Source organism: Desulfobacter curvatus DSM 3379 (assembly GCF_000373985.1).
Taxonomy (GTDB): Bacteria; Desulfobacterota; Desulfobacteria; order Desulfobacterales; family Desulfobacteraceae; genus Desulfobacter; species Desulfobacter curvatus.
This window is the reverse complement of sequence record NZ_KB893013.1, coordinates 55,542-68,584: the sequence shown is the minus strand read 5'-3', so window position 1 is coordinate 68,584 and position 13,043 is coordinate 55,542. Positions and strand designations below refer to the sequence as shown.

Genomic DNA, 13,043 nt, shown 5'->3' with positions numbered 1-13,043 from the left:
TGTCCGGTCCCTGGTTGGATTATCCATGGCTGAAAGAGCGTCTGTCCGCCCCCTTTCAACTCCGATTAGTGTGAGACGGCAACCACGGACAGGTAATCGAAACAGTTTCAAGCCTGGAATGGGGGAGAACTATGCCCGGACGGAATGAAAATCTTCGGTACAGGCCATGGTTTGTGTAGGAAGAACTACCTTTCCGATGCCTTCTGAAAGAAGGAAAGGCGGAATTTTCCCAAAAAGGAGTGGGCGGAACAACTTCGGCCGACCTTTTATTATTTATGCGTCAGCACTGCTGCCCACCCTACAACATTGAAATGCTATCCGGTTTTGTGTAAACTATTCGGTATGTTCAAAAGTGAGCCCGGCCTGAATTATTCCAAGCCGCTACATTTAATAAATGTCGGACACAATGATCAGGTCCTTTGATTTTCCCAATTGCTTTACTACGAAGATTTCCTTATCATAAAATTTTATGGTAAGAAAATTGTATGAATGAAAAAGGCAGAATTTTAATTTTTTGCAAAACTTAGGAATAAAGGTAACAGATGTCAATAAAATTTTGCACCCAGTGCGGCCATTCCATGACCCGCCAGGTCCCCCAGGACGATGACCATATCCGGGCGGTGTGCGAGTCATGCGGCCATGTTCATTATGAAAATCCCAAAATGGTTGTGGGTACGATTCCAGTTTTCAAGGACAGAATTTTAATGTGCAAACGAAATATTGAGCCCCGGAAAGGGTGCTGGACCCTTCCTGCCGGGTATCTTGAAAATGAGGAATCCGTTCAGCAGGGCGCCGTTCGTGAAACCTTGGAGGAGACCCGTGTTGAGGTCCGGATTTTATCGCCTTACAGGATGTTCAATATCCTTTTTGTGGACCAGATTTACCTGATGTTTATTGCAGAACTATTATCCCAGGATTTTGGCCCCACAACGGAAAGCACGGATGTTCGTCTGTTTTCCCAATCAGATATCCCGTGGGACAAAATTGCCTTTGATGTTATCCGTGAAACCCTGGATGATTATTTCAAAGACCGGGAAAATGCAGGAAATCATTCATTTAAATCCGAGAATTTTAAGTTTAAGATCAAGGATCTTGAGTTTTCACCGGTTAGTGGGGGCGTGATAGCCGACACCTCATTTTAACAGGATGATATTTTTTGTTATGCCATAAAAAAATATTGTTGATTATTGTTTTTTTTATTGTTTTACCTGTCATCAGTGTCTGCCGGGCCGCTTCTTTAACCATTGTCAACGACCGGCTCTGTGTGGCAGCTGAGAATACGCCTCTTCAGGATCTGCTTAAACAGGCGGCGATGGCCGGGATTAAAATCAGGATAGATCCTGAGATCAACCCTTTGATCTCAAAAGAGTTCTCTAACAAAGAGATTCAGGACGGTTTCGATGAGATCCTGGCCGGGCTTAACCATTCCTATATATGGACCAAAGCCCTATACGGCGAGCCCAAGCTGTCTGAAGTTATTGTATTCCGCCCCGGGAAAACAGAATCAGCCCGAACCCTCCGGACGTCAAAAAATCTGGACATAGTCCAGGATCCCAAAACAGGGGCATATTATGTCCAAAACAGAATTTTGCTGACCTTCAACCGGCAGGTCTCTACCAGCAAGGTTAATAAACTTATTGAAGACCTAAGTGCCCGAATCACACTTGTCAACGCGCACCTTGGGATCTACGCTCTGATCTCACAGGACAATGCCGACCTCAATGAGGTCCTGGCAAGACTTAAACAGGAGGGAATTGCAGGTACGGCAGAGCCTGATTATGCTTACAGGGCCGACAGCACGCCAAGGGTCGCAGGGGTGAGTGAATCCGCCGGCACACAGACACAATCGGACACACCCCCTGTGCCCTCTTCATTTGCCGTAGCCGTCCTGGATACCGGCCTTATGGAAACATACCGGTCACAAGGGTATATTCAGGGAAGCTTTGACGCCTTGAATCCGGAAAGTTCAATTTCAGACAATGTTGGGCACGGCACCCAGATGGCGCTCATCGCATCGGGCCAGGTCAGCCCCATGGGCGCTGAACCAGACGAATTTTCCAATCCGGTTTTGTCGGTCCGGGCCTTTGATGATAACGGATTTACCTCGACTTCCACGCTCATGTCCAGTATTGAATATGCACTGGCAAATGGGGCAAAAGTGTTAAGCCTGAGCTGGGGTTCCGAAACAGACTCGGCCTTTTTGGAAAAAGCCGTCAATTACGCTGCGTCAAAAGGACTGGTGGTGGTAGCTGCGGCCGGAAATTCGCCCACCGGAGACCCTGTGTACCCGGCGGCCTATGAATCCGTGATCGCAGTGTCCGCGCTGGGGCCTGACGGAAAGGCCTGGGAGATGTCCAACTATGGTGACTTCGTGGATTTAGCCGCTCCCGGCTTTGCGTCCCTTCCCGTTGGATCCAAAGGAGATCCGGGAACTTATGCCGGCACATCCATCTCCACAGCCTACCTTGCCGGCAAGATCGCCGACTATTTAAGAAAACACCCGGGTACCAAAACCATTAACGCTGCAGAGCTGATGAATTTGGATTAATAAGAACAGCGCTATAATCACATCCTTTCCTGCCTGCCAAACTTTAATTTACAAAAATCTCCTGCAGAAGGTATTGTATGCGGCAGGAGATTAAATTATGAAAACAAATATCTTATTTGACTTGGACGGTACGCTGACAGACCCGTTTGAAGGGATCACAACAAGTATTATTTATGCCCTTGAAAAATTGAATGCCAGGGCCCCGGAAGCCGAAAGCCTTGGGTGGTGTATTGGTCCACCGTTGCAGGACAGCTTTTACAAACTTCTGGATGGCGATATGGATCGGGCGCAAAAAGCTGTGATTTTTTATAGGGAACGTTTTCAAAAAATCGGTATGTTTGAGAACCAGGTATACGAAACCATTCCAAAGGCCCTTAAGGACCTGAAGGAAAACGGGCATACCCTTTTCGTTGCCACCTCAAAAGTCAGGCTTTTTGCAGAGAAAATCATTGATCATTTTGATCTGGCCCCTTTTTTCAAATCGGTTCACGGTGCTGAGATGGATGGAACAAGGGCAGATAAAACCTCACTGATCGCCTATGTGATGGAGCAGGAGAATCTTGAACCCGTTGACACAATAATGGTGGGAGATACATCCTATGATATGATCGGCGCAAAAGAGAACGGCATTTACGGATTAGGCGTTCTATGGGGATACGGCAGCCGGCAGGATCTCGAAGACGCAGGGGCCGGTTGCTGTGTATCATCCCCCCTGGAACTGAACGGCATTCGGCACATTTGATTGTTGCATTTTGATCGCTGTTGCAGGAATCAAGGATTGAGTTCAATGACGGAAAAACAGACCTGGTCAAAACTGCCGGATTCATCCACCACGGCCAGATGATACCTTCCCGGCACCGGCATGGGCATAAAAAATGGGGCTGATCCGCCGGTATTCATCAAAGGTGTTTGATTGAGAAACCACTGACGTTCGCCCCTGCCGCCTAAAGCCCTTAGGGGGATGGTGGGAGAACCGGTCTGGCCCGGTTGGCAGGTCAGGATGCTGTTGTCGGAAACAGAAATAATCCTTATATCCGGTAGAATCAGGGGTGCCATACCGGGACAGCCGGGCGAATCCTTGGGCAGCACGGCAGCCCGTCGCCAACGGGCCGGGATAAAGGGCTCAGCCTGCCATGGCCATAAGACCACCGTTTTCTTTTCAATACCCCCGCAGGCCGGTGTTGCCCGCATGCCTTTGCTGTCCACCCAGAACGTCCGGATCAATGGGGCGGTAAGGCCGGTTTCCCCGGTCATGGTTGGCGGAATCTGCCCGTTCAGTATCCAGGCATCAAATTTTTTGGCACAAGCCCCCTTTGCCCGATCCCGGATTCCGGATGCTGCAAGACCGGACGGCCAGCATACGGTCTCCTTTGATACGCTTTCAGGTTGTTCCTGTGTTCCCGTGCCGGCAGTTAAATTTTCCATCACCTGGCCAAGAAGCGGAAGCGCCGTGATGGCTCCATACTGTCCCGGAGACGGGGAGCCGTCAGGGCGGCCGATCCATACCCCCACCGTATAATCCCCCTTAAGGCCCATGGCCCAGGCATCCCTGAATCCGTAACTGGTGCCGGTTTTCCATGCTATGGACAATGCGCCGGACAACCTGCCGACGCCCTGTCTGCCCGGAAAGGGCCGGGACAGGATTTCCCGGATGATAAAGGCGGCCCCGGGACTCATCAGATACCGTTCCTGCACAGGCTCCAAGGGACACAACCGCGGCTTGCCGGCAATGCCGCCGCGCCCGATGGCCGTATACAGGGTCACCAGGGATTCAAGGCTTGTGCCCACACCGCCCAGGGCCATGGATAGATTGGGTTTACCTTCAAATTTGAACCGGGCTCCTGCGTTGCGCAATCTATCGTGGAACCGGCCCGGACCATATGCTTCCAGCACCTGGACCGCAGGCAGGTTCAATGAATCCTGCAACGCCCGGGTTACGGTGACAGGCCCTGAAAATCCCCGGGTGAAATTGCCCGGGTTATAGTTTTTTTTGTATCTTGGCACGTCCAGGAGCATGGAATGGGAATGAATCAGTCCCTGATCCATGGAAAGGTCGTAAATAAAAGGTTTCAACGTGGAACCCGGAGACCTCAGGGCCTGGATCATATCCACATGGCCACGCCTGGATGAATTGAAAAAATCTGCAGACCCGGCATAGGCTTCAATTTCCAAGGTTTTGTGATTGACCACCAGCACGGCACCCGACTGTTTTGGCGGCAGCCTTTCCATATATGCCCGCAAAAGTTCTGCCATGCGCATCTGCAGGTTTTCATCGATAAAGGTATTGATGATTTTTGCATCCGGGTAAATGGTTTTCAGCCGCCGGGTTGCCAGGGGCGCTGTCATGGATGTGGGAAACCTGAAAGAGACCACCGGTTCCTGCTTGGCTGCCTTGATCTGGTCTGCGGTCCAAAGGCCGAACCGGGCCATCCGGTCAAGAACCTTATCCCGGGCCTTTGCCGCCCTGTCAGGATGGCGGTCCGGCCGGTATCTGGAGGGTGCCTGGGGCAGTACGGCCATAAGCGCTGCTTCGGCCCGGGTCATTTCGTTTGCATCCTTGCCCAGCCAGGTGTAGCAGGCCGCCCTGACTCCTTCGATATTGGCGCCAAACGGTGCGTGGGTAAGGTATAACCCAAGAATTTCATCTTTGGTAAAGTGGTATTCAAGCTGAAGTGCCCTGAACATCTGGCGCAATTTGACACCCATGCGCGGGAAAAATCCTGGGGGCGACGGGTTGTTTCCTTGTTCCCCCATATCAATAATCCGGGCGGTCTGCATGGTGAGCGTTGATCCGCCGGATACGATCCGGCCGTGGATCAGGTTCTGGAAAAACGCCCGGCAGATGGCCAGGGGGTTGATGCCGGGGTGGTAATAGAACCAGCGGTCTTCATAGGCCAGAAGGGCTTGAAGGTACAATGAAGAGACCTGCCCGGGCCTTGCCGGATACCGCCATACCCCGTTTTTGTCGGCAAAGGCCCGCAAGGGTGTCTGGTGACGGTCCACAATAACGGTGGATATGGAACGTTCCAAGGTATCAAAGGGAAACAAATGGTCCAATGCAATAAAGCAGACACCACCTGCCACCAGAACAAAGATCAGTATCCGGCCAATTTTTGTCGGAACTAACGGCCATGGGCCGACCTGGTTTATCAACACCTAGGCTCAACCCACAACAAAACATGAAAGTAACTTAGCAATTTTTTTGATTCTTTCAGATAAAGTTCTTCGTCATATCAGTTTTGCCCGGAACCGGGAGAATTCACACGGGTCCGGTCAACAGTTTTACCCACGCCTCGGATATAGGGCCGGTACATATCTTCCACCAGTGGCTGCGGGACCTTGAAAACACCGGGACTGACCACCCGCACAGCATAGAAAATCCGGCAGGTTTCACTGTAACCAAGATTCAGGGCTGTCATAAATCTGTCATCCCTGTATTCGGTGTGGGCCGTATTACAACCGTCATGCCATTGGGAAATGGTTTTGCCATCCACCTCTATGTCATCAATGAGGAATGATCCCGACACATTGGGATCTTCCAGTTCAAATCCGGCAGGCAGCATGTCCACCACCAGGGCATGGGGCAGTTGCTGCTTTTTGGATCCAACCTTCAAGGCCACAATGAGCCGGTCCCCGGAAGTCACTTTGGAAATATCCACCGGCGTTGCGTTGGTATCCAGAAACTGCCTGGAAATGCTGACACCATTGCTTTGGGGGGCCGGCAGGCTGTTGGGATATCCTGTGAGCACAAGATCCAGATAAAGATTGGATTTGCCGGTGTTTTTCACGGTGAATCCCCCGGCCGCAGTGCCTTTTGTGAATATCACCCGTCCCGGACCCTTTCCGGTGTGGGCACCGGTCTTGTTTCCGACGGTTACATCGGCAGCCCATGCTCCGGCCGGATGGGCCAGTTTGGCCGCTCCTGCCATGACCAGGCTGTTGCGTTCCTGGGTGGAGAGCCACTGCCGCTCTTTCAGCTCGGCTGAAAGGTCGTGGAGGAATACGCCCCGGAATGCATAGTCGGCAAAATAGGTGGTGACAAAATAGTAGGCAGCCGCAAGGTCCCGGACATTGGAACCGTAGTCTCCGCCATACATCCGTTCGTCATCCCGCCGGGTTTTGAGGGCCAGGTCAAAGGCCCCAAACGCTTGGGTACGGTCTCCGGCAAGCCCAAGGGCCGTGCCCGCATGGACCAGGCTCAAGGGCGTGGGATGGTTGGCTTTCACATAGGCATAGACATTCCGGGCATCCGCAAGTCCCAGGGAACTGACCCGGGCAAGGACAAAGGCGGCATAGGCCCGGGTGGCCGCCCTGAACATTTTGCCGTCGGTCCATCCCGGGCTGCGAATGGCTTTGGGGCGGCGAACATATACGGCAAGGCGGGTGAGTGCCTTTTTCACCGCACTTACAGGCACTTCATACCCTGCGTCCACAGCTTCGACCATCATATGGGTGGCGTAGGCCGTGAGCCAGGGGCTTTCCGGGCTTTGGGAACTCCACAGGCCAAAGGCGCCGGAGCTTTTCTGCTTTTCAAGCAGGCGCTGGATGCCGCGTCTGATTTTTTCACTGGTGGCTTCCTTGGTGCCTGCCTCAACACCCAATTGTGCAAACTGATCAAAGGAGAGCAGTATATGGGGGAAAAAGCCTGATACGGTTTGCTCCAGACACCCGTACGGATAGGCCAGCAATTCACTCACATGCTGGGCCAGGTTCACCGGCGGCTCCGAATCCAGGCTGGCCATCACGGTTACCGTATCCGGCACCAAAGTGTTCAGGGCGGCAGACGGCGTGGAAAACTTCTGTCCCGGTGTCAGCAATTTTTGCCAGGTTTGGGTTTTATGGGGATAGGGCGACCGGGTTTCCAGGAACCAGGTTTTGGTCATTTCCGGGGAGACGTCCGGACCCTGAATGCCTCTTATCCGGCAGGTGATGTGTGCCCGGCCCGCTGTGGTGCCTGCCGTAATGGGCAGTTTGACGTTTTTACGTTTATGGGGTTCCAGGGCTATGGTGTGATCGGCCTGTCCAGTGATAGACACCGGTCCGATGAAGTCTGTTTCCAGGGTTATATTCTGGGTAATATCTGTTAAGTTGTTCAGTTCCAGCATTATAAAACCCTGGTCGCCGCAGGAAAGGAAACGCGGCATGGTGGCCTGGACCACGATGGGCGAGGCCAGGATCATCTCCTTGTCCCCGGAACCAAAAGTGTTGTCCGTATGGGCAATGGCCATGATCCGCACCTGTCCGTCGAAGTCGGGAAGGTCCAGGTGGAATAGGGCGTTGCCCTGATCGTCTGCATCAACCGCCTTTTGGTGGATGGCCAGGATCTGCACATCTGTTGACGGCCGGTCCCCACCCCGGGTCAGTGTGGCCATATCCCCGCCAAAACGCATTTTTGCATAACTGCCGTCTGCAGCTTCAATGAGTTTTTGGTAAATATCATGGATTTCTGGGCTGTATTTCCGGGATTGGAAAAAATAGCCGAATGGGTCCGGGGTTTTGAACCGGGTCAGGTTTAAAATTCCACAGTCCACGGCAGCCAGGGTGACCATGGCGTTTTTGGCCGGTTTGCCGTCAGCATCTGTCAGATTGACCGTCACATCCACCCGGCGGTTGGGTTCTGTTTTTTCCGGGGCCTGGATATCAACGTTCATACGGCGGCCGGTACGGTCAAGGGGCAGATGGATCAGTCCCACGGAGCGCTTGGGCAATTTTGCATTCCTGCTCTCTCCGGGCCGGATTACCAGTGCGGATACATAGAGATCATGGCGGGCCCAGGCCGGGTCAATGGGAACGGCAATCTCTTTTCCACGGGCAGGAATATCAATGGGCAGAGTTAAAAGATTGTCTGCCCCATCCACAAATAAAAAGCCTTTCCCGCCCTGGGGCGCCTTAACCATCACCCGGGCGGTATCCCCGGCCCGGTATCCGGGTTTGTCCAGGGTCAGGTCCACCCTGTCCGGCCGGTTCATATCTTTTTGCCCCTGCCCCTGGGGCCGCCAGCCGGCCCAGATGCTTTTGGATGTTGTCAGGCCTGTGGCGGGATTTTTTATTTCCAGACGGTATCCGCCCCATTCCACGGGAACATTTACCTGGGCCTTGCCCTGGTCCGGAATATCAAGATCAAACCGGTCCACGGGATAGAACTGGCTGTTGCTGCCCCAGTGCCACGCGTCGTCTTTATATTCCCAGTAATATTCCCGGTGCTCCCGGATTACTGTAACCTTCAGTCCCCGGGCTGCTTTAAGCCGGCCCTGGGTGTCTGCCAGGATCACTTCAAATTTTGCCGTATCATTGTTGGGTACCTGATCAGGGTCGTCTTCTGTTCCGGACATGTTTCTGATGCCCACAAGGTTTGGGGCCGGCCACACCTGCCAGGAGGCGTTTCTCACCACCGGGCGTTCTCCGGAGTCGTAAAGGCTGACATTGGCCGTAACCCAGTGAGGGGAGGTCACTTCCTTCCATTGATTATCCACCTCAATAACGCCTTTTCCCGTTTCGTCCAGGCGGATATCGTCACAGGTGTAGGTGGTGTTGACGAGATCTGTGATGTCACCGAATTCAAAACCGGGTAAGGTCTTTTTGAACAGATCCCGTGCCTGTTTCACGTGGATCACCGCATTGGCCCGGCTGCCGCTTGCAGGTGCCCCGTACAGAAAGTCGCCCTGGATGTGGATGGCAAGGTCTTTATCCGGGGACAGAATGTTGTTGTCTGCCTGGTCTATGACCAGCTTCATACGTTCGGGCAGAAATTCGGACACCAGAAAGGGATATTCTTTAAACGCATTATCGCCATTGGAGAATTTCACCCGCCATTTTCCTGTCAGCGCATTGGCGGGCAGCTGAAAACTGGTGTTGAAATGATTGCCTTTGCCCGGTTTCCAGGTAAATTCCCGGATGACTTTTCCATCGGGCTGAACCACCGTGGCCGCCACTTTTATCCCAGGCGCCGTCCGGCCGTCCTGGTTTCTCAAGATGCCGTCAAGTACTACGGTTTCCCCGGGACGGTAGATGGCCCGGGGGCCGTATACGAATAGCTCCAGGGGCCTGAACAGGGCATCGCCCATGGTAAATTCAGACAAATCAAGGGCCGGGGTATCCATGGCCATCAGGCTGATATGATTCTTTTTGGAAACAGACACCAGTGCCAGTTTTTCAAAATGTCCTTTTATCACGCATAGGCCGTCTTTATCCGTTGCCTGCTCAAACAGAATTTTTCCTTCCTTATCGAGTCCCTTGATGACAGCCTTTTTTATTGGGTCTGCCGTTGAAAGACTCTGGATAAAAAACCGGATAGAGGTGTCATATACCCTGGCATGTACCCCCAAGTCGGAAATGGAAAACCAGGTCATGCGGTAGCCGTATTGATAGTGGCCTGCACCCCGGAGTACGGCAATGTAAATGCCGGGTGTTTTGAGTTCCTTGATATGGGTGATGGGGATGTTGAACCGGGAGCGTAAGTCTTTTTTAATGTCCAGATCCCAGCGGCCGGTATAGACAAGATCTGCGATGTCCGCCAGCTCATCAGACCGGTAATACCTTAAATATGTGGAACTCCAGAATTCATCCTTGAAGCCGGTCAATTGATCCGGCCGTACCCTGAAAAAATCAATGTCAGTCTGTTTGATGTTCAGACTGTCCACGGGCAGCCCCTTGACCAGGTCCGTGGCCAGGATGAATCCCGTGGAACCGAATGCGATCATGGGTTGGGCCGACCGGGTGGTCACCTCATACATGACTTTTTCGGCCAGGGCCTCGCCTTGGGCCGGTGCCAGGCCTTTTGCCACATGGATGGTATAGGCGGTGTCCGGTTTTATCTGGGTGAAATAGGCCACCTGGGTATCCTTGGCCAGGATCCAGGCACCGTCCACAGGGGCGTCGTCTGCTTGTTCAATAATGCTGAAATATTTGCTTAAGTCCTGTATCGTATCCAGGGGTAGAGAAAATGTGACGGCCAGGGCGTTTTGTCCGTCCACGGTCTGCTGACCGGCAAAACGGGCTTCAAGTTCAGCGCTTTGGGCTATACCCTGAACTGCGAAAAGAAGCAGGCATAACGATAGTACCGGTAAAAAAAGCAGGCGAAAATGTTTCATGTTATTGTCCTTCATTGGGTCCATGGAAATTTTTATGCCCCTTTACTGGTGCAGGAAATTAAAAAAGAGTTGTCTTGTACAACAAAAAACCAGGGCCAGGTGGTTAAATTTTGCTGATGAAAACTTGCTCTACTTTACATTTGAGTGGCGCTTGTGGCAATATAGATTTTAAATTAAATCCTTTACGAATCATTTCGGGTAATGGTAAGAATTTTTTAATCGATATGTTAAAAAGTTATTAAGATCTGCATATTCCAACTTTTCGGGTGGTATCCCGTTAGATAAGTGAATATGAAAGATAAACGGAAACCACAGATCAACTTGTTCGCTGTCTAAAATTATGAGCGCAAGCGATAAAATAAAAGAAAAACTAAAAAAGTATCCTCAACTAAATTGTCAAATTGATGACAACAAGATTTCTGTTGAGCCGACATCTCCAAATGGTTTTACCGTTTGGCTAATTGATAATAATCCAGGATTCACAGTCGGATTTGATGGATGGCATGAGGAATTTGATAATGAGGATGAAGCCCTGAATTGTTTCGGATTCGGTTTAAGCGATAAATGCCGACTAAAAGTCGTAAAGTGTGGTAGCAAGCCATATTCATGGTCAGTTGAAAGCAGGGATGGTGATGAATGGAATGAAGATAGTAAGACAGGGTTGATTTTTGTTCCATTTTGGAGAGCGAAATCAATTAAATACCTTTCAAATCCAATAATAAAAACCAGCGAACCAGTCGCTGAAGAGGGCCGCTCATAACCTCGTGCCCCTCAGCTTTTCGTCAGCACATGAAAAATATATTGGTAGGGGGGGAGATATGAAATTTAGATTGGGTATATTCATTGTTGCAATTTTTACGATAGTCGGATGTTCAACTCTCGGGATAAAATCAAATGCTGAGTTTGATAATGCATTTAAAACCGCGGCGCTTTACGAAAAATTGATAGAAGGCGAATCACCTAATATCGCTCAGCTTACTCTTTTCTTTTCTAAAATGCCCAAGGGTGGAGACTTACACAATCATTACTCTGGAAGTATTTATGCGGAAACATATTTGGATTGGGTTGCTGATGCCGGTTATTGGATAGACAAAGAAACATTTAAGATCAGTAAGGTAAAGACGGACAGCAGTATTTCAGTTGATCAATTACGTTCTGACACCAAGCTGTATAGAAAACTTTTAACATTTTGGTCTGACAAAGATTACCAGAATCATTACCATTTACAATTACCTCCCGACGCTTGTTTTTTTAATACATTTAGCTATTTTGGCCCAATTTCCCAAAGTTACCATAAAGGACTAATGATTTTGAAAGAGCGGGCCATAAAAGAAAATGTCAGTTTTATCGAGATTATGCTTAAATCAGTAGGTTATTCATATCCGGATACGTCGTTTGATGAAAAGATTAGAAATGCTGCCAGCGATAAATCTATTTTCTTACTTTTTGATGAACTATCTTCCAAGATAGATGCAGATGATGCGTTTAAGAATACCATCCATGCATTCATCAAGACAATAGAAGCTGCTCATAAGGGGATAGATGATGATCAATTTATGATGCGCTATCAAACTTATGCATCAAGAAACAGTTCACCAAGCACCGTATTTTCAGCTCTCTATTCAGCATTTAAAGCTGTTGAGCAGTCCGATTTTCTAGTAGGCGTCAACATCGTTGGCCCTGAAAATGGTGTGGTTGCAATCGCAGATTACAAGCTGCATATGCATATGTTTGCATATTTAAATAAAAAATTTCCAAATGTTAACAGAGCATTGCATGCTGGTGAACTCACTCTTGGCATGGTGCGCCCCAAAAATTTGAAGTTCCATATTTCCCAGGCTATACAGATAGCAAATGCTCAAAGAATTGGGCATGGCGTGGATTTGCCTTATGAAGAAAACGCGATTAGCCTGTTGCGGGAAATCAAAGAAAAATCTGCCGTAGAGATTTGTTTTACCAGTAATGAATTTATATTAGGTGTTAAAGGTAATGACCACCCTTATCTTATATACTCAGCATATGGTGTCCCAGTGGTTATCTGTACTGATGATTCCGGGGTTTCAAGAAATAATTTAACCGGTGAGTATGTTTTGTTGGCTGCCAGGTATAAACCAAGCTATAAAACGGTTAAGGAGTATGTATACAATAGTATTAAATATTCCTTTCTTTCTGAAAGAAATAAGGATTTATTAACCCATTTTCTTGACGTTCGTTTTGAAAAATTTGAAGCTGAGATGTCAGGGTATTCCGATTCAATACTTAAGTAAACCGTGCTAAAGAAGTCATTTGGCAAAGGTATGGGCTGTTCATCCGCCGGATTTAGGATATTTCCATATTTCCCGGTATGGAAGGCTTGGACTCAGTGCGTTTTATTTCGGTATTTATTTCTGTGCGTTGCCTAAGGA

Annotated in this window: 7 protein-coding genes; 5 read left to right on the top strand and 2 right to left on the bottom strand. The window is 49.9% G+C overall.

Annotated features, from left to right (window positions below; all coding sequences use genetic code 11):
* The first annotated feature begins 542 nt into the window (after nucleotides 1-542).
* From B147_RS0109360 to B147_RS0109350, 3 genes are all read left to right on the top strand, one after another.
* Nucleotides 543-1,142 carry an NUDIX hydrolase gene (locus tag B147_RS0109360; protein ID WP_020586954.1) on the top strand — a complete coding sequence of 200 codons (600 nt, stop codon included), beginning with the start codon at nucleotides 543-545 and terminating at the stop codon, nucleotides 1,140-1,142.
* Nucleotides 1,143-1,156: 14 nt separating this feature from the next.
* Entirely contained in the window at nucleotides 1,157-2,548 is a 1,392-nt protein-coding gene (locus tag B147_RS0109355) for a S8 family peptidase (RefSeq protein WP_020586953.1), read from the top strand.
* Nucleotides 2,549-2,645: 97 nt separating this feature from the next.
* Nucleotides 2,646-3,290: an HAD family hydrolase gene (locus tag B147_RS0109350; protein WP_020586952.1), complete on the top strand. Its 645-nt coding sequence runs from the start codon at nucleotides 2,646-2,648 to the stop codon at nucleotides 3,288-3,290.
* A 29-nt stretch (nucleotides 3,291-3,319) separates the two neighbouring features.
* Here the strand turns inward: B147_RS0109350 and pbpC are convergent, their stop codons facing one another.
* Entirely contained in the window at nucleotides 3,320-5,704 is a 2,385-nt protein-coding gene (pbpC, locus tag B147_RS0109345) for a penicillin-binding protein 1C (RefSeq protein ID WP_157237835.1), read from the bottom strand.
* Nucleotides 5,705-5,781: 77 nt separating this feature from the next.
* Nucleotides 5,782-10,638, bottom strand: a complete 4,857-nt coding sequence (locus B147_RS27975) for an alpha-2-macroglobulin family protein (protein WP_020586950.1) — start codon at nucleotides 10,636-10,638, stop codon at nucleotides 5,782-5,784.
* Between the two features lie 340 nt (nucleotides 10,639-10,978).
* Between B147_RS27975 and B147_RS0109330 the strand changes: the two genes are divergently transcribed.
* Nucleotides 10,979-11,398, top strand: coding sequence for a hypothetical protein (locus B147_RS0109330; RefSeq protein WP_020586948.1), 420 nt, complete (start codon nucleotides 10,979-10,981; stop codon nucleotides 11,396-11,398).
* Nucleotides 11,399-11,456: 58 nt separating this feature from the next.
* A complete protein-coding gene (locus B147_RS0109325) occupies nucleotides 11,457-12,905 on the top strand; it encodes an amidohydrolase family protein (protein WP_020586947.1) in 1,449 nt (482 codons plus the stop codon).
* Nucleotides 12,906-13,043: the final 138 nt, after the last annotated feature.